This window comes from Pseudocnuella soli (assembly GCF_004347775.1).
Classification (GTDB): domain Bacteria; phylum Bacteroidota; class Bacteroidia; order Chitinophagales; family Chitinophagaceae; genus Flavisolibacter; species Flavisolibacter aquaticus.
The window spans coordinates 125,144-142,474 of record NZ_CP037755.1; the positions used below are offsets into that span (position 1 = coordinate 125,144).

The 17,331-nt window shown below is 50.6% G+C and carries 16 protein-coding genes; 8 read left to right on the top strand and 8 right to left on the bottom strand.

What is annotated here, in order from left to right; translation table 11 throughout:
• Positions 1–25 precede the first annotated feature (25 nt).
• From EPD17_RS00550 to EPD17_RS00560, 3 genes are read right to left on the bottom strand one after another with little or no spacing between them, the layout of a single operon-like run.
• The gene (locus EPD17_RS00550; protein ID WP_114235723.1) at positions 26–310 is read right to left on the bottom strand and encodes a hypothetical protein; all 285 of its coding nucleotides are present in this window, start codon (positions 308–310) and stop codon (positions 26–28) included.
• Positions 307–1,725, bottom strand: a complete 1,419-nt coding sequence (locus tag EPD17_RS00555) for a radical SAM protein (RefSeq protein ID WP_132050871.1) — start codon at positions 1,723–1,725, stop codon at positions 307–309. Before EPD17_RS00555 ends, EPD17_RS00550 begins: the two co-directional genes overlap by 4 nt.
• Positions 1,712–2,476, bottom strand: a complete 765-nt coding sequence (locus tag EPD17_RS00560) for a prolipoprotein diacylglyceryl transferase (protein WP_132050873.1) — start codon at positions 2,474–2,476, stop codon at positions 1,712–1,714. Before EPD17_RS00560 ends, EPD17_RS00555 begins: the two co-directional genes overlap by 14 nt.
• A gap of 414 nt (positions 2,477–2,890) precedes the next feature.
• Between EPD17_RS00560 and EPD17_RS00565 the strand changes: the two genes are divergently transcribed.
• Entirely contained in the window at positions 2,891–4,180 is a 1,290-nt protein-coding gene (locus tag EPD17_RS00565; protein ID WP_132050875.1) for an OmpA family protein, read from the top strand.
• A 168-nt stretch (positions 4,181–4,348) separates the two neighbouring features.
• Positions 4,349–5,389 carry a Holliday junction branch migration DNA helicase RuvB gene (gene ruvB / locus EPD17_RS00570; protein ID WP_132050877.1) on the top strand — a complete coding sequence of 347 codons (1,041 nt, stop codon included), beginning with the start codon at positions 4,349–4,351 and terminating at the stop codon, positions 5,387–5,389.
• A 629-nt stretch (positions 5,390–6,018) separates the two neighbouring features.
• Here the strand turns inward: ruvB and EPD17_RS00575 are convergent.
• Positions 6,019–6,732, bottom strand: coding sequence for a response regulator transcription factor (locus EPD17_RS00575; protein WP_114235717.1), 714 nt, complete (start codon positions 6,730–6,732; stop codon positions 6,019–6,021).
• Between the two features lie 137 nt (positions 6,733–6,869).
• On the opposite strand from EPD17_RS00575, the gene EPD17_RS00580 reads away from it, so the two are divergent.
• The 3 genes from EPD17_RS00580 (at position 6,870) to EPD17_RS00590 (ending at position 10,489) form a co-directional block, all read left to right on the top strand.
• On the top strand, positions 6,870–7,241 hold the full coding sequence (locus EPD17_RS00580) for a co-chaperone GroES (protein WP_132050879.1): 372 nt from the start codon (positions 6,870–6,872) through the stop codon (positions 7,239–7,241).
• Positions 7,242–7,412: 171 nt separating this feature from the next.
• Positions 7,413–7,832 carry an HYC_CC_PP family protein gene (locus tag EPD17_RS00585; RefSeq protein ID WP_132050881.1) on the top strand — a complete coding sequence of 140 codons (420 nt, stop codon included), beginning with the start codon at positions 7,413–7,415 and terminating at the stop codon, positions 7,830–7,832.
• A gap of 95 nt (positions 7,833–7,927) precedes the next feature.
• A complete protein-coding gene (locus EPD17_RS00590) occupies positions 7,928–10,489 on the top strand; it encodes a TonB-dependent receptor domain-containing protein (RefSeq protein WP_132050883.1) in 2,562 nt (853 codons plus the stop codon).
• 96 nt (positions 10,490–10,585) lie between these two features.
• Here EPD17_RS00590 and EPD17_RS00595 read toward each other — a convergent pair whose 3' ends face one another.
• Both EPD17_RS00595 and EPD17_RS00600 read right to left on the bottom strand, forming a co-directional pair.
• Positions 10,586–12,709, bottom strand: coding sequence for a hypothetical protein (locus EPD17_RS00595; RefSeq protein ID WP_132050885.1), 2,124 nt, complete (start codon positions 12,707–12,709; stop codon positions 10,586–10,588).
• 255 nt (positions 12,710–12,964) lie between these two features.
• A complete protein-coding gene (locus EPD17_RS00600; RefSeq protein WP_132050887.1) occupies positions 12,965–13,588 on the bottom strand; it encodes a C40 family peptidase in 624 nt (207 codons plus the stop codon).
• Between the two features lie 63 nt (positions 13,589–13,651).
• Here EPD17_RS00600 and fumC point away from each other — a divergent pair, with 63 nt between their 5' ends.
• The 3 genes from fumC to EPD17_RS19810 all read left to right on the top strand — a co-directional run bounded on the left by fumC (position 13,652) and on the right by EPD17_RS19810 (position 16,163).
• The gene (gene fumC / locus EPD17_RS00605) at positions 13,652–15,055 is read left to right on the top strand and encodes a class II fumarate hydratase (RefSeq protein WP_132050889.1); all 1,404 of its coding nucleotides are present in this window, start codon (positions 13,652–13,654) and stop codon (positions 15,053–15,055) included.
• Positions 15,056–15,234: 179 nt separating this feature from the next.
• Positions 15,235–15,645, top strand: coding sequence for a YqaE/Pmp3 family membrane protein (locus tag EPD17_RS20145; RefSeq protein ID WP_240040695.1), 411 nt, complete (start codon positions 15,235–15,237; stop codon positions 15,643–15,645).
• Between the two features lie 353 nt (positions 15,646–15,998).
• Positions 15,999–16,163 carry a hypothetical protein gene (locus EPD17_RS19810; protein WP_155523210.1) on the top strand — a complete coding sequence of 55 codons (165 nt, stop codon included), beginning with the start codon at positions 15,999–16,001 and terminating at the stop codon, positions 16,161–16,163.
• A gap of 128 nt (positions 16,164–16,291) precedes the next feature.
• Here the strand turns inward: EPD17_RS19810 and EPD17_RS00615 are convergent, their stop codons facing one another.
• Both EPD17_RS00615 and greA read right to left on the bottom strand, forming a co-directional pair.
• A complete protein-coding gene (locus EPD17_RS00615; RefSeq protein WP_132050891.1) occupies positions 16,292–16,690 on the bottom strand; it encodes an HIT family protein in 399 nt (132 codons plus the stop codon).
• 129 nt (positions 16,691–16,819) lie between these two features.
• Positions 16,820–17,293, bottom strand: a complete 474-nt coding sequence (gene greA, locus EPD17_RS00620; protein WP_114235710.1) for a transcription elongation factor GreA — start codon at positions 17,291–17,293, stop codon at positions 16,820–16,822.
• Positions 17,294–17,331 lie beyond the last annotated feature (38 nt).

A 17,331-nucleotide genomic window follows, 5' to 3' on the forward strand; every position in this document is an offset into this window, starting at 1 on the left:
CGGGTTTGCGAGTGCATAGGCATAATTAGTGAAAATTGACGTTGCCAAAAGCAAGGCCTGCACTGCAGGTAGAAAACCCAAGCAGCAGCAACAAGCCCGCAGTGATGACAAAGGCCATACCATCGGGCTTTTTGTTTCGGTTGCGCACCATGCCCACCACCAGGTTTACCGGTGCCAGCAGTAGCATACCCGTTCCCAAAATAAACGGCGCATCCCGCATACTTGCCGAGCCGGTACCCGCTAAGGCTAACAAAAAAAATACGGCCAGCATGATGGCATTTACCCGGAGCGGGTTACGAAAGCGGTTCACTGCAGCAATGTTTTGATGGTACTTTCTTTGGTGCCGCGCAGCGCATGGAGGTAAGCTTCTTTTTCGTCCCGGTAAAAAAGATTCATTGTTTCAAAAGGAATGATGCGCCCATCTTTATGCACAATGTGCACACAACTTTTTTTAATGGCCCGCACATCAAAATCCCATGCATCAATAAAGCGCATGATAATGATGCGAAACAGGTTGTTGTAGGTAAGTCCGGGTGCATAAAACTGCGGCAGGCAACAAAGCAATTGCTGCACATTTTGCTCCACACGTTCCACCGAAATGCCGGTGCTGAAAATATCGAGCAACTGCCCATGCAGAACAGCGTCCTGCTCGTACACAATGGTATTGCGGCTGTTGTTCAACAGGTGCGCAGGATCCACATAACGCGTCATGGGCAGCACCTGCCCGTTTAACTTTAATGCATAGCCCATAGCCAGTGCATCGGGGTTGCAGGGCACAGGAATGATATCGTTGGGTTGAAATACGCTTGTTTGCTCCAGAATACTTTTACGTACAACCGTCAGCGTTATACGGTCGGTGGCAGGGTTAAATCCGTTGGTTCTACCTGCCACTTGCGTGGGCTGGAATGTAACCCCGCGAACACAGGGCTGTTGCAGTGCAAAGTCGATGATCTTCCCGATCTCATCGTCGTTCACGCCTTTCTGCAAGGTTACTACCAGCGTGGTAGATAAATTGAGTTGATTGAGGTGCTCCAGCGCCTGCATCCGCGTAGCGGTAAGGTCTGCGCCGCGCAGTTGTTGCAGCGCCTCGGGCTTGAATGAATCGAACTGCAGGTACAGCTCAAAATCGGGCATGTAAGTAGCCAGCCGTTGGGCAAAATGAAAATCCTTGGCAATGCGAATGCCGTTGGTATTCACCATCAGGTGTTTGATGGGTTTCGTTTTTGCAATGTCCAGTATTTCAAAAAACTGTGGGTGCACTGTTGGTTCGCCACCGCTGATCTGCACCACATCGGGTTCGCCTTCGTTGGCTACTACGGCATCAAGCATGGCTGTTACTTCTTCCAACGTTCGGTGCCGGCCATAGTGCGGCGAGCTGTTGGCATAGCAGGTAGGACAGGAAAGATTACACCGGTCGGTTATCTCTACAACGGTAAGGCAACCATGTTGCTCATGATCAGCACAGAGGCCGCAATCATATGGGCATCCATAATGCGTTGCCGTATTAAACCGCAGCGGCATTTCGGAGGGCTTGTTGTAGTTGCGGATGTTTTTATAATATTCCACATCCGAAGCAATCAGCACTTTTTGAAAACCATGTTCGGCGCAGCGCTTGAGCATAAACACTGCGTCGTTTTCAAACACAATTTTTGCGTCTACCCTTTTGAGGCAGTGGGGGCAAAGCGAAATGGTAAAATCGTAGTAAGTATAGTTACGTTCGGGCATAGCGGGGTTGCAGTAGCTTTTTGGGTTGCACAATAAATGGCGTATAATACAGCAGCCCCAGCAGGCTGCAGATTTGTATGGCCGATAAACCAATGGGATAGTTGTAATGAGGCTTGATAAAATCCAGTTGAAAACGAAAGACGAGGTACGCAATCATGAACAGTTTGAACAAGGCGCCATTTGCCAGCAGCACGGTTTGTTGCACATTGCGCAGCAACACCCATAACAGCAGCAGAAATAAGATTTCGTACAGCGCTACCGGGTGGCGCAATTGCCCATCTCCCAGGTTCATGCCGGTGGGCAATTGTGTGGGCAGGCCATAAGTTTCTTCATAAACGCCCATGCTAAAGCAACCCAGCCGGCCAATGCACAAGGCAAGGATCATGGGAAAAACAAAAAGATCACCTGATGCACGGCGTTCGCCCATTCGCTTTTTGGCCAGTTCCACACCGGCAATACCGCCTAAGAATCCACCGAGTACAGTTTTGTTGGCGTACAGGTACAGCAGCGGGTTGGCCGACTGCCACCAAAGCACCGGTTGTTCCAATGCACCCACAATGCGGGACCCTAACAAGGCTCCAAATATGGCCCCGATGATGATGAACATCCGGCTTTCCGAACTAAAGGCATCGCCCTGCTTGCGGCGCAGGTGCAGGTAATAGCGGAAGCCCGTAAAAAATGCGGCCGCTTCCAGCACTGCGTGCAGCGGCAGTTGCATGCCGCCAATTGGTATGGTCAGGGGAAATTCCATGATCTAAGATGACTGGTCGTTGTGCCGGCACTCCGCCCGGCGATTGTTGTTACCGGCACGGTTTTGCTGGTAACCCCAATGTATAAAAAATGTACTGCAATGTTTTTGTTTGAACCCGTGAAATCGAATTGCGCTACAGGATGTGTTGCGGATGCCGTTGTGCCGGTAAATTTTATTGACAATTGTATTGCTTGGATGCGCAGGTACGCTTTGGCTGGGCAGCTTGTGCAGGCAATGCGCAGCGTGTTTTTTGCCGAAAAAAAATTAACTTGTTAGGCATTCGCTGCCATCCATTCTACCGACACACGAGTTTTTATACCGATCATACCTGCCCGATATTTTTTTGTTTGCCCTTCCGCCCTAAGATAACAGCCGTCCATAACCGCTTTTATTCTTAACCTTAAATCAAGATTCATGGCTATCAATCTCCTTGCCTCGGTTCGGGATTTATTTACGCCAGAAGTTACTGAGCGTGCAGCAACCCAGTTTGGCGAAAGTTCATCGGGTATCTCCAAAGCTTTATCGGGTGTAGTGCCCACAGTGCTGGCGGGTTTTGTTCAGCGGGCCGAAACCGGCCATGCCGACGAACTGCTGCGGGATGCACGTGCAGCCGACGACAACAATGTTTTGGATAACCTGGGCGGTATGTTTAGCAGCGCTGCCGGCGGAGCAGCAGGTGCCTCATTGCTCGGCGGCATTCCGGGCTGGCTGTCGCAGTTGTTTGGCGACCGCAACAATTCGGTAAACACCAATATTGCACAGTTTGCAGGTGTGCGGGAAGGCACCGTGCAATCGCTTATTGGCATGATTGCACCGCTGGTGCTGAGTTTTTTAGGCAGGGAAGCCAAACAAAAATCCTGGACGGGTGCCGATCTGCGCGGCTATTTATCCAACCAAAAAACCTCCATCATGGGTGCATTGCCAGCGGGCCTTTCTGTGGGCAATTGGTTCCGGTCGGATAGCACAGTGGCCGATCCCGTTATTGCCGAACGCACTGTAGCCGAACCCGTTACCCGCACCGAACACCGCGAAACCGTGGTAACGCCAACCCGCGATGTGGAGCCTGCCCGCAAATCGAACTGGGTGTTGCCGGTGCTGCTAGGCCTTGGCGCGATTGCATTGATTGCCTACCTGGTAAACCGCAACGATGACGATGATGACGATGATGAAGTAATGGCAACCACCACCATGACCGATACATCAACTGCCGCGGCGCGGCAACCGGCAGCAGCGGCCACAACCCGATCGTACACCAAGGTGCGCCTGCCCAATAATACCGAGTTGGATGCATACCAAGGTGGTGTAGAAGACCAACTGGTGGCCTGCCTCAACGATGCGGCCTGCGAAGCAAACAAAGACCGCTGGTTTGATTTCGACAACATCAATTTTGAAACCGGCAGTGCCCGGCTCACTGCCGAAAGCAATGCGCAGATCGCCAACATTGCGGCCATTTTGAAAGCTTACCCCGATGCCCGCATTAAGATTGGTGGCTACACCGATAAAGTGGGCAATGCCGAAGCCAATGAAGAGCTGAGCGAGGACCGCGCCGAAGCAGTAATGGCTGCGCTAAAAGCGGCTGGTGCCGACAAGCAGGTAACGGATGCAGAAGGATACGGATCAAAGTTTGCGACCATGCCGGAAACCGCTACCGACGAGGAGCGCCGGGTGGATCGCCGTATTGCCGTGCAACTGCACAAGAAGTAATGATTTGTGTTTTTAGTAAATAACAAACCCGCTGCGGCATGTTGCAGCGGGTTTGTTAACAGTTTTGCTGCTAAAATTTTTAGGAAAAAGGATATCTTTACACGTCTGGCCGGCGCCTGAAAACAACACAATCATGTAGCCCTGCCAGTTCTTAATTTTGAAGCAGTTATGGCAAATCCAAATCTTCTTTCCGGCAAGGAAACCTTAACGGCCACCGAGAAGGAATTTGAAAACAATATTCGCCCGCAGGGCATCGACGAATTTACCGGCCAGGCGCAGCTGATCGAGAACCTGGTCATTTTTATCCGTGCCGCCAAGCTACGCGGCGAGGCGCTGGACCATGTGCTGTTTCACGGTCCTCCCGGCTTGGGTAAGACCACGCTTTCCCGCATTGTGGCCAATGAGTTGGGTGTGAGCATTAAGGAAACTTCGGGGCCGGTGATTGAAAAGCCCGGCGACCTGGCCGGCCTGCTCACCAGCCTGGGCCCGCGTGATGTGTTGTTTATCGATGAAATACACCGCCTGAGCACCGTGGTGGAAGAATACCTGTACTCGGCCATGGAAGATTACCGCATCGACATTATGATCGACAGCGGCCCATCGGCACGCAGCATCCAGATCAATCTGAACCCGTTTACACTGGTGGGCGCTACCACCCGTAGTGGTTTGCTCACAGCGCCGCTGCTGTCGCGTTTTGCTATTAAATCAAGGCTGGAATATTACAATGCCGAAACACTGAAAAACATCCTGTTGCGGTCGGCAGAAATCCTGAAAGCAGAGATCACCACCGAAGCAGCCGGCGAAATTGCCCGCCGCAGCCGCGGCACCCCGCGTATTGCCAACGGCCTGCTGCGCCGCGTTCGCGATTTTGCACAAGTGCTCAACGATTCTCAAATTGATATGGGCATTACCCAACATGCGCTAAGGGCCCTGAACGTGGATGAGCACGGACTGGATGAAATGGACAACCGCATTCTTTCGGCCATCATTGAAAAATTCAAAGGCGGGCCGGTGGGCATCACTACCATTGCCACTTCCGTGGGCGAAGAGCCGGGAACTTTGGAGGAAGTATACGAGCCGTTCCTCATACAGGAAGGTTTTATCAAGCGTACGCCTCGCGGCCGCGAGGTAACGGAAAAAGCCTATGCGCATTTGGGGAAAACGCCACCAATGCATGGAACCACGGGAACGTTGTTTGGATTGACCTAATGTTCTTGTTTGTTCAATAGTTCAAGTTGTTCAAATAGCTGATTTAAGCCATGGAGACTTCGTTCTCTATGGCTTTTTATTTTTATGCTTTTTGATGGGTACGGATGCATTCTGGTTTGTCATGCTGAGCGCAGCGAAGCATCTGAGCGTTGTAAAGTGAGGAACTATTGAGTAAAAGGCAGACTACTTGTTATTTCTACGTTTGTGCTGGCTCAAACTCAGATCCTTCGCTTCGCTCAGGATGACAAGGGCAAGAGCATGATTAGTGGGTAAAAACATTGCAATTAAAGAGTATAATTTCAACGGTGTTATAGGCGACTTATTACAATCAGGGTTTGTCATGCCGAACTTGTTTCGGCATCTCCTCCATCTCGCAGAGTTTACAAAAGCACAAGGGGATGCCGAAACAAGTTCGGCATGACATTGCCTTAAGGGCAACGGCTAACAGCAGGTAGAGAAGTAAAGCACAACAGCAATACAGAACGTACAAGTGTGCGACGCAACAGCAGCCCAATAGCGATACTACAGCCGGCTACGTAAAAAAGGCCACCCCGATGGGAGTGGCTTTACAATTGAAAAGTATCGTTCAATGAAATGTTACTAATGCTGAAACCGGATGCGGTGAGCACTTACGCAGTAGCACCCGCATTCTGCACCACCAGCCTAAAGCCGTTGCCGTGAATGTTCACGATCTCGATGTTTGGATCGTCTTTCAGGTATTTGCGCAGCTTGGCAATGTACACGTCCATAGAGCGGCCGTTGAAATACGTGTCCGAACCCCAGATTTTTTTCAGCGCCTGTTCGCGGGGCAGCAGGTCGTTGAGGTGCTCGGCCAGCATTTTCAGCAATTCGTTTTCCTTGGGCGAAAGCGTTTGTGTTTTACCGTCATGCGACAGTTGGCGCAGCTTGGGGTTGAAATGGTAAGAAGCCAGGTCAAACTCGCGGTTCTCGCTTTCTTTATTCAGTTCCTCGTTGCGTTTGAGGATGGCTTTGATCTTGTGCAACAGCACTTCCGAATCAAAAGGCTTGGTAATATAGTCGTCGGCGCCCAGTTTATAGCCCTGGATGATGTCTTCCTTCATGGTTTTGGCGCTGAGGAAAAACAGGGGAATATCGGGGTCCACATCGCGGATCTCTTCGGCCAGCGTAAAGCCGTCCATGTTCGGCATCATTACGTCGAGCAGGCAGAGGTCAAATTTTTCGCGCTGAAAAGCAGCCAGGCCCAGGCGGCCGTCCCGCTCCAGCGTTACGTCGTAATCGTTCAGTTCCAGGTAATTCTTCAGTACAGAGCCCAGGTTGGTATCATCTTCGCACAACAGGATTTTAGGTTTCTTTCCTTCCATGACGATTGGTTTAAAGTGGTTTAAAATTAATGGTTTTGCCCCAACCGGCTAAGCCCCTGCAAATCTCTTTCCGTTTTGCTTGCCTTAAATTTGCGGCCCCGCCCCTGCAGGCGGCCAAACCTAAATATTTTGTTTGTATGCTGATTACGTCCGATAACAAGCTCAAAAAGCTCATCATCATTGGCGACCGGGTACTGGTGCGCCCCTCCCGCCCTACCGACCGCACTGATAGTGGCCTGTACTTACCCCCAGGTGTAGGCGAAAAAGAGCGGGTGCAGCAAGGCACTATAATAAAAACCGGGCCGGGGTACGCCATCCCTAATCATATTGAAGAAGAACCATGGAAGGCTGCCGAAGAACAGGTTAAATATATACCCCTGCAAGCCCGTGAAGGTGATACCGCTATTTTTCTGGTAAACGGTGCCACCGAAATTCAATATGCCGGCGAAAAGTTTTTCATTGTACCCCAAAGCGCCATCCTGATGCTGGAGCGGGAGGAAGAACTGTAGATAAACCATCGAACAACAAAAATGTTGTACATCTTTTACGAAATGTTGTAACAAAGGCACCTGCCGCAAGCGCCATCTTTGTGGCAGGCAAATGGGCTGGCCTGTTAAAAAAATGAAAACGGGCCGCCTTGGGTTGAAAGATGCGCCTTCTACACTAATTTTGCAAGAGTAATGAAAAAGCTGCTGGTCATAATGCTTCTTTGCGTGTACGGTTTTTCCGCTACCGGCATGACCCTGCATTTTCATTTCTGCTGTGGCAAACTCGATGATGTATCGCTGGTGGCTGCCGAAGAAAGCGCCTGCAAAATGAAGGCGCCCAAGCCCGAAAAAGCGCATTGCAGCAAAATGGCCAAACCGGCTGAGAAAAAGCAATGCTGCGATGAAAAGCAGGTTTCTTTTAAAGTAAAAGATGCCCACAGCCATGCACAGGCGCTAAAGCTGCTGGCCGCAGTTTACACCGTGCCCAAGCCACAATTCGGGTTTGATGCCGTAACCGAGCCGCTAGCTTCGAGCTACATCGAGCCCACCATTTTTGCACCGCCACCACTACCGCGTCCCCTCCACCAGTTATACTGCACTTACCTTATTTGATTGTAACCCGTTTTCGCGTAGGCCATGGTGTGGCGTGCCCCGCTATGTGCCCTTTTGATATTGCACTATTAGCAAGGTTTACAATCAACTGAACAATGAAAAAGATCCGCTCCATTATATTGATGCTGCTGTGCATCGCGTTTACCCATACATATGCCCAAACCGCTACTCAGGACAGTTCCGCAACCTTTAAGGTGTCCGGCGCTTGCGGCATGTGCAAACAGCGCATCGAAAAATCGCTGAAAATAAAAGGCGTTTCCAAAGCCAAATGGGATGTGCCCACCAACATGCTTTCGGTAACCTACAACCCGGCCGAAATTTCGCTGGATGGCATTCATAAACATATTGCCGGCATTGGCCACGATACGGAAAAGGAAAAGGCTACGCAAAAAGTATATGAATCCCTGCCCGACTGCTGCCGCTACCGCGACCTGCAAGGCACCCACGGCGAAGATGAAGGTGCCGAACACCACGACGAAGAAGCTCCTGCAGTGGTGCGTGGCGTAGTGCTGGAAGAAGACAGCAAAGGAAATTTTAAGCCGCTGGAAGGCGCCACGGCCATGTGGCTGGGCACCACCAAAGGCGTGGCCTCTAATGCCGAAGGCGTGTTTACCCTGCCTTACGAGCCTGGCCAAGAAAAGCTCGTTATTTCCTATGCCGGCCGCAAACCCGATACCCTGCAGGTCGATGACCACGGGCAGGTAAAAGTGGTGATGGCTTCGGGCAAAGAGCTCAAAGAAGTGCGGGTAACTTCTGGCCGCGCATCAACCTACATCAATGGCTACAACCCGTTTCGCACCGCGGTAATGACGCAAAAAGAACTGTTTAAAGCCGCCTGCTGCAACCTCAGCGAGAGCTTTGAAACCAACCCTTCGGTCGACGTTTCGTACAGCGATGCGGTGACCGGGTCCAAGCAAATACAGTTGCTGGGTCTTTCGGGGGTGTACACGCAGCTAACCGTAGAGAACCTGCCCGGTCCGCGTGGACTGGCCACTTCACTGGGATTGAATTCCATTGCCGGCCCGTGGGTAGAATCTATTGAACTCACCAAAGGCATTGGCTCGGTGGTAAATGGTTATGAAAGCATTGCCGGCCAGATCAATGTAGAGTTGAAAAAGCCCGCCAATACCGACCGCCTGCACGTGAATGGTTATGTAAATACCATGGGCAAATCGGACCTGAACCTGAACTATGCCCAAAAGCTGGGCTCCAAATGGAGCACCATGCTGCTGCTGCACGATGATTTTTTATACAATAAAGTTGACCAGAACAAGGATGGCTTTGTAGATCTGCCCACCGGCAACCTGTTCAGCGGCGTCAACCGCTGGCAGTACCAGGGCACCAATCTGATGGGCCAGTTTGGTGTAAAAGTACTCACCGATAACCGCATTGGCGGCTCAATAAACTATGATGAATCGAAGCACAAAGGCGGCACCAACGAGTATGGCCTGGGCATTGATACCCGCCGCTACGAAGCCTTTGGCAAACTGGGTTATATTTTCCCGGAGAAAAAATACCAGAGCATTGGCCTGCAGCTCTCGGCATTCAACCACAAGCAGGATTCTTATTTTGGCCTGACGCAATACAACGGCCGCCAGCAGAATTTTTACGCCAACCTGATCTATCAATCCATTATTGGCAATACGGCGCACAAGTTTAAAACCGGCCTCAGCTTTTTGTACGATAAATACAATGAGCAGCTGAATACAGCGAACTACCAGCGCAGCGAAGCGGTGCCCGGCGGCTTTTTCGAATACACATTTGAGCCGGTAGATAAATTTACCGTGGTGGCCGGTATGCGTGCCGACCACAACAGCCTGTTTGGCGCTTTTGTTACGCCACGCCTCAACGTTCGGTACCAGCCGGTGAACAACACTACCATCCGGGCTTCGTTCGGCCGCGGCCAGCGCACCGCCAATATTTTTGCCGAAAATAATGGCGCACTGGTAAGTGCCCGCCAAGTGCAGATATTAAACCCGGCTGCCGGTGGCGCTTACGGCCTCGATCCGGAAGTAAGCTGGAACAAAGGCATCAGCGTGGACCAAAAGTTTATATTGTTTGGCCGCAACGCCAATGTGGGTATTGATTTTTACCGCAACGATTTTCAAAACCAGGTGGTGGTGGATTATGAAAACCCACGCCTGTTGAAGTTTTACAACCTGGAAGGGAAATCCTTTTCCAATTCGTTCCAGGCCGAAGTATCGGTGATGCCGGTGGCGCGGTTGGAGTTGCGCTTGGCCTACCGCTATTTTGATGTAAAAACAGAATACAGCAACCAGTTGCTGCAAAAACCGCTCACCTCCAAACACCGGGCTTTTGCCAATGCGGCCTACGAGGTTTCGGGTTGGAAGTTTGATTACACCTTTAACCTGATCGGGCCAAAAAGACTGCCCTCCACCGAAGGCAACCCGCATCATTATATGCTCATGAACGAGTCGCCATCGTATGTGCTGATGAATGCGCAGATAAGCAAGACTTTGGGCAAATCGAAAGCCGTTGACCTGTACCTGGGTGGTGAAAACCTCACCAACTTTATGCAGCACGGCGCGGTGCTGGCGTCGGATCAGCCCTTTGGGCCTTACTTCGATGCATCCATGATTTGGGGCCCTGTAAACGGCCGCCAGATCTATGCTGGCTTCCGCTATACAATTAAGTAAAAGTTGAACCACGGAGACACGAAGGGCACGGAGTAGCACGAAGTAAATTCTTAGTGCCCCTTTGTGTCCTTCGTGTCTCCGTGGTTCAAAATCTTTTTATGGCATTTTTTTCAATCCTTCCCACCGCACCTTCCATTGGCCGTTTTTAGGGATGCCGGGTAATGAATCAGTTGCACCATCATAACCGGCCACCATCATTGCTATGGCAGTAAGCAGCCCGCCGTTGCCGGGCAGGTATAACCGTAAACGGCTATCTTGGTAATTGTGTCCGTTGCGCAGGTAGGTATTGGTTGGCACATCCATCAGCAGGGCATCAATCGCGCTACCGGGCATACCTAACCGCGTAGCGGTCATGGCCGTCATGGGAAAATCCCAACCCCAGGTTTCAGGCCAGTGCCATTTTTCCCAAATAAGATCAAAGGTGCGGCGCATGGTTGCCGTATCTGTAATGCTCATTTGCGGCAGCATGCCCAATGCGCCCAGCACTGCGGGATGATCCGTCATAAATTCTCTTCGGGTGTACGAATCCGGCGCAGATTCAGTGGCGAGGTAAATCCCGTTCTGCACCGGCAGCGGCGATAACTTTTGCAGTACTGCATCCCATTGGCTATTCCGCGACATATTTAGTCGCAGGCGCCATTGCTGTGCTGTTTGCAACGCCCAGTGCCAATACGCCAGTTCAAACGTTGGGTTGATTGTTTCTTCCGGCTTAAAACGTTCCTGTGCCGGTATCAATGCAGGCCCTAAAATGGAGCGGCCTTTTGCGCTGTCGAAACAGGCATAGGATGCCATAAAATCGGCGGTGGCAAATAATAGGTCTTTGTATTGATTTAATGTTGCGGTGGTTGGTTTGCTGCGGTACATCAGCTCGGCGAAATAAATAAAATGCGGCTGCTGCCAGATCAAAAAGGCGCCGATAGATGAAGGCCCTTCACGGCCATCGTGATCAGTCATTTTTTGCCAGCGTACGCCATCAAAACCTTGTCGTGCAGCCAACGCTTTGGCTTCTGCTGCGGCCTGTTTGTACCAGCCCAATGTATTTTGCAACAACTGCGGCCGGCTCCACAATGCATAATGAACGCCGTGCCACCAGTGCATTTCAAGGTGCGGCTTGCCAAACCAGCTATTGTAAGTTAAACCGGTTTCCTGTGGCGGAAAAGACCCCGCACATTGAACGCGGGTTAGGTATTGCGACAACACTACGCGGCGCTCAATTTCTGCAGCCCGCGGATCGGTGCTGCCCGAAAAATCAATAGCGCCGCCACTTTGCCAAAACTGTTGCCATTCTTTTTTGCTGCTGTTCATTGTTTGTTTAAACGACGGTGTAAAAGTTGGCTTTCGTGGCGAAAAGGTGCAGCTAAAAGAAAATTGGTTGCTGCCCGAATTGGGCTGCAATACAAAGTAGTGTGGCGCTTTTGCTTGCACCGCAGCATTGCCCTCCCAGCCAAGTGTAACCGAATATTGGGTAGTATCCAGCTTGCGTTGTATCAATGCGCTATTTGCACCTTGCGGCATCAATAATGTTGTATGTTGTTCGGCGTGATTGTAATTCGTGCCGGCATCCGTCCAGTCGCCGGTGGGATAAGGAAACTGCAGAAAAACTTGCAGCCGGCCTGTAGCCACCAGGGGCGATTCGACGGAAGCTGCAATGGCATCGATATCAGGATGTGCTGCGGTAATTACTACAACTGGAACACCTTCCAGTGTAAACCGGCTGGTGATGAGGCCGGTCCATGGATTGAGTTGCTGCGTTATATTTTGCAAGTCGTTTAACCCGGCTGGTACGGCATTTTCTTTCAACAACAAAAAACCAACATTGCCTAATTGCAGCCGGTGTGGATTTGCGCGGAACCAATTGGCTGCAGCCTGTTTTCTACCTCCTTCCGGCCATTGAATAGCATAAGTTACTTTGCGGCCCGCCTGGTTGTATTCTTTAAATGTTTCTTCGAGCCGGTAATTGGCTGTGTCTGGAAAGCTGTGCCAGCCCCACTCCGATTGTGTGCCTAATGGAATGCCATTTCCATAGGCCTGCGGGAAACTTTGCAGCCCGGTAACATCCACCGTAAACGCAAAGCGGCCATTGCCCACCGAAAGTGCACCAAGGCTATCAAAGCACGTGTTGATAACAACATGCCGCTCTACCAACGCTTTGCGGTTGATGGGTTGTGCCCGTAATGTAATGGTAAGCAGCAAGCTGCAAATAATAGGAAACAGGCGCATATGGCAGGCGGAAGGTTATGATCAGTTTACCCAACCAATCGGGTCTGTTCAGGAAATTAAACACCAAATGCCATTGCACCAAAATGTACATGTGTTCACGTGTACATATGTTCACGCATGTAGGGTAGCTATACCAGATGTATTGGTTCAATCACTACTTACTCAATTACCCAGCACCATTTTACCTAAATGCCGCATCATCCTTTAATTTCTTAGTGCTCCTCGGTGCCATTAGTGTCTTCGTGGTTCAAAAACCTACTCCGGGAAAACGCGAATTGTTTTTACAAAGCGGCCCCGGTAATATCCATTCAGCGGCGTTTCCGTTACCCCCATTGCCTTGCCCGATGTGGCATGAATAAACTTCAGCGTATCGGTGGCCGGCGCTATCACAATGCCCATATGACCCACATTTCGATCGGCGCTATCGGTGCCAGTAAACAAAATCAGGTCGCCAGGACGCGCCGCCGTTTCCGGCACTTCTTTACCCACGTTGGTAAAATCAATGGACGACCGCGGCACCGCAATACCAAAATGATTGAACACGTATGTAATGAACCCCGAACAGTCGAAACCAATGGTTGGATCGGTAGCACCGTATTTATAGGGCACACCCATCTGGGTTTGTGCAAAAGCCACCACCTGCTCGGGCTTTACGCCACGGGTATCAATGGCTTGCCCGGGCTTGGCCTGCGGCAACACCACCGGCGCTTTGGCGGCAATGCTGTCGGCTGCAATGGCTGCACTTTCCTCACCGGCGTCGGCGTAGGCCCCCGAGCTGTCCACGCTGATCAACCCTTCGTCTTTTTGTTCCAGTTGCAGGTTGCAGGCGGCCAAAAATAATGCGGCACCTGCGCCCCAACAGTATCGTAGCTTCCTCATTACAGGCTTTTTCCCTTTCCCTGCAATTTTGAAGCTAAATTTGCACCCCAAAACCCTTTTAGTATGGAGTTCAGGATTGAAAAAGATACCATGGGCGAAGTGAAAGTGCCTGCCAATGCTTATTTCGGCGCACAAACACAACGCAGCATCGACAATTTCAAGATTGCGCAGGACATCAACCGCATGCCCAAAGAAATCATCCGCGCCTTTGCCTATCTCAAAAAGGCGGCAGCCATCACCAACTCCGAAGCAGGCGTGCTGCCCAAAGAAAAATCGGACTTGATTGGCCGTGTTTGCGATGAGATCCTGGAAGGCAAATTGGATGATGCCTTTCCACTGGTGGTATGGCAAACCGGCAGCGGCACCCAAAGCAATATGAACGTAAACGAAGTGGTTGCCTACCGCGGGCATGTGCTCAACGGCGGCCAATTGGGCGATAAAGAAAAGTTCCTACATCCCAACGATGATGTAAATAAATCGCAATCGTCGAACGATACCTTTCCTACCGCCATGCACATTGCTGCGTACAAAATGCTGCTGGAAGTAACCATACCCGGTATTGAGCAATTGCGCAATACGCTGGCGCAAAAAAGCAAGGAGTTCATGCACGTGGTGAAAATTGGCCGTACCCATTTTATGGATGCCACGCCACTTACCCTGGGGCAGGAATTCAGCGGTTATGTGTCGCAGTTAGATCATGGACTGCGTGCCATTAAAAACACGCTGCCACACCTGAGCGAGCTGGCACTGGGCGGCACCGCAGTGGGCACAGGTATCAACACACCGGAAGGTTATTCGGAAAATGTGGCCAAACATATTGCTACCCTTACTGGGCTGCCATTTGTTACGGCCGAAAATAAATTTGAATCGCTGGCAGCACATGATGCGATTGTGGAAGCACACGGCGCACTGAAAACTGTTGCCGTTAGCCTGATGAAAATTGCCAACGACATCCGCATGCTTTCCAGCGGACCGCGCAGCGGCATTGGTGAAATCTTTATCCCGGATAACGAACCCGGTTCTTCCATCATGCCGGGTAAAGTAAACCCCACGCAATGCGAAGCACTGACCATGATTGCTGCACAAGTATTGGGCAATGATGTAGCCATTAATGTAGGCGGCTCGATGGGTCATTTTGAACTGAACGTGTTCAAGCCGGTAATGATCTACAACTTTTTGCACAGTGCCCGCCTCATCGGCGATGGCTGCGTAAGCTTTGATGAAAAATGCGCCGTAGGCATTGCGCCAATCGAAGCCAACATCAAAAAACACGTAGACAATTCGCTGATGCTGGTTACTTCGCTCAATACCAAGATCGGTTATTACAAAGCAGCCGAAATTGCACAGAAAGCACACAAGGAAGGCACCACGCTGAAAGAGATGGCCGTGAAACTGGGTTATGTAACTGCAGAGGAATTTGACCAGTGGGTGATCCCGGCCAATATGGTGGGTAAGATCGATGCATGATTACATTTTATTGATACAAAAAGAGCAGCTCAAGGGCTGCTCTTTTTATTTGACGGATGCTGACTGTTTTTATTTGGGGTTTTACCAAACCAGCCTCTTGGCTTCAATATTAATGTCCGACCCGGAGGCTGGTCCAATTTTTATAACAGTAAAAAAAACTTCCACTAAAACCAAAGTGTATGAAAAAAGTGTTTACTCGCTTGCTGTTTCTGATGCTGTGCTTTTCCGTAATGCTGCCGCAAACATTTGCAGCCAGCCTTCCCGCACCAGCACGGCCAGCAACGTCCACACCAGATGAAGCAACCGTACAGTCGGCTCTGAACGATTTCCGCAACCTGTCGGCCAAAGAAAGAAAAGAGCGCCTGAAAGACGCCAAGAAAGTAGTAAAGCAAATGAAGGCGCAAAAAGGTGCCGACCCCATTGTTGATAACCAACTGCTGCTGGTGATCATCACCATCCTGCTGCCACCACTGGGTGTGTACCTGCACGAAGGTGAGATCAACACCCGCTTCTGGATCAGCTTGCTGCTTACCCTGCTGTTCTACATCCCCGGCCTGATCTACTCGCTGATCGTGGTACTGGGTGCCTAATAGTCTTTGCAATCACACAAACAATAAAAAGCTCCCTGCATGGCAGGGAGCTTTTTATTTACGGCCATTACTGCGCAATGAATGCCAGTACAACAAATCGTTATCTTTTTCAACCCATTAAACTTTTGCCCCCATTCCCTTTTTAATTAATGTGGGCACTGCCAAAACTCAGCCACTATACTGACGGCAGTACCCGCAAAACAGCTTAGGCATTATAGAAATTTGCACTGCCCGTTGCCTACCACCGGTTAAAAATGGCGCTGGCGGCCAACTTTAAGACAAATTATTGATGAGTTAAATAAAATAACTGTACCTTAAGCATACTATTTTTTTGAACACTAAAAGTTCCGTCCATGAAACAGAACAACACAACACCAGCAGTGGCCAACGAGCCAAAACTGCAACTGGTTTACTCCAGTAAGCACGAGCTGGCTGCCGTACACCTGATTACGCCCAACGGCATCATCAGCTACGCCAGCCTGGGCACCGTGCCCAAGCCCAAAAAGCAGGCTTCTTAAGCTTGCTGGCAAACCAGTAACCGCACCGGAGCCAGTGGTTCCGCATTTAATAAAACAAAACGCACAGCTCAACACTGTGCGTTTTTTTATTGGAAAAAATCATTGAAGTAAAGGCAGTAACTAAACTATCAGCCGCGGTTCAGTTCCGCTAAAATAAGTTGCTGCACCTTTTGGAGTGCATCGTCGGTAGCGCGGGGTTTTGATTGGGTAAAATTCAGGTCGTTGGAATTGTTGATGGGCACCAGGTGCACATGTGCATGCGGCACCTCGAGGCCGATAACCGAAATGCCGCAGCGGTTGCAGGCAAAAGCCCGCTCAATGGCTTTGCCAATGGGCTGCGCAAATGTGAGGATCCCCGAAAGGTATTCAGGCTCCAGGTCAAATAGATTATCCACTTCCACTTTGGGTACCACCAGCACATGCCCGGTGCGCAACGGAAACACATCAAGAAAAGCAAAGAACCGGTCGTCTTCCGCAATTTTATACGACGGAATTTCGCCGGCAATGATCTTGGAAAAAAGAGTCATGGGAGTGTGCTTTTTGAAAAACTTGGGAGTATTTACGATGTACGATTTGGGATTGACGATTGTTGGGCGTCCCCCTTAACCGGCTGCGACTCCTGAAATCGTCAATCGTAAATCCGAAATCGTAAATCCCTAGATTGATATTTCTTCCACTTTAAACTTCAGCACGCCGGCAGGCGCCGTTACCTCGGCTACCTCGCCTACGGATTTGCCCAGCAGGCCTTTGCCAATGGGCGAACCCACAGAAATTTTACCGGCTTTCAGGTCGGCTTCTTTTTCACTCACAATCTGGTAGGTTACCTGTTTTTTGGTGGCCAGGTTGGTCACTTTTACCTTGGTCAAAATAGAAACCTTGGAAGTATCGATGGTCGATTCGTCTACTATGCGGGCCGTAGCAATCTGGCTTTCCAGCAGGGCTATGCGGGCTTCCAGCAGGCCCTGGGCCTCTTTGGCGGCATCGTACTCCGCGTTTTCGCGCAGGTCGCCTTTTTCGCGGGCCTCAGCAATAGCGCGGGAAGCCGCCGGACGGTCCACGCCACGCATCTGCTGCAGTTCGGCTTTCATTTGCTCAAGTGTTTCCTTAGTCACGTACTGAACACTGCTCATATGGATGGGCTTTTGGGGGTATAATAAAATAACCGGCA

Coding starts and splice junctions, on each gene's coding strand:
- EPD17_RS00580 (WP_132050879.1), top strand. CDS start 6,870: ATGCTGATTACGTCCGATAACAAGCTCAAAAAGCTCATCATCATTGGC.
- EPD17_RS00560 (WP_132050873.1), bottom strand. CDS start 2,476: ATGGAATTTCCCCTGACCATACCAATTGGCGGCATGCAACTGCCGCTG.
- EPD17_RS00595 (WP_132050885.1), bottom strand. CDS start 12,709: ATGCGCCTGTTTCCTATTATTTGCAGCTTGCTGCTTACCATTACATTA.
- EPD17_RS00615 (WP_132050891.1), bottom strand. CDS start 16,690: ATGACTCTTTTTTCCAAGATCATTGCCGGCGAAATTCCGTCGTATAAA.
- EPD17_RS19810 (WP_155523210.1), top strand. CDS start 15,999: ATGAAACAGAACAACACAACACCAGCAGTGGCCAACGAGCCAAAACTG.
- EPD17_RS00600 (WP_132050887.1), bottom strand. CDS start 13,588: ATGAGGAAGCTACGATACTGTTGGGGCGCAGGTGCCGCATTATTTTTG.
- greA (WP_114235710.1), bottom strand. CDS start 17,293: ATGAGCAGTGTTCAGTACGTGACTAAGGAAACACTTGAGCAAATGAAA.
- EPD17_RS00585 (WP_132050881.1), top strand. CDS start 7,413: ATGAAAAAGCTGCTGGTCATAATGCTTCTTTGCGTGTACGGTTTTTCC.
- fumC (WP_132050889.1), top strand. CDS start 13,652: ATGGAGTTCAGGATTGAAAAAGATACCATGGGCGAAGTGAAAGTGCCT.
- EPD17_RS00555 (WP_132050871.1), bottom strand. CDS start 1,725: ATGCCCGAACGTAACTATACTTACTACGATTTTACCATTTCGCTTTGC.
- EPD17_RS00565 (WP_132050875.1), top strand. CDS start 2,891: ATGGCTATCAATCTCCTTGCCTCGGTTCGGGATTTATTTACGCCAGAA.
- EPD17_RS00590 (WP_132050883.1), top strand. CDS start 7,928: ATGAAAAAGATCCGCTCCATTATATTGATGCTGCTGTGCATCGCGTTT.
- EPD17_RS00575 (WP_114235717.1), bottom strand. CDS start 6,732: ATGGAAGGAAAGAAACCTAAAATCCTGTTGTGCGAAGATGATACCAAC.
- ruvB (WP_132050877.1), top strand. CDS start 4,349: ATGGCAAATCCAAATCTTCTTTCCGGCAAGGAAACCTTAACGGCCACC.
- EPD17_RS20145 (WP_240040695.1), top strand. CDS start 15,235: ATGAAAAAAGTGTTTACTCGCTTGCTGTTTCTGATGCTGTGCTTTTCC.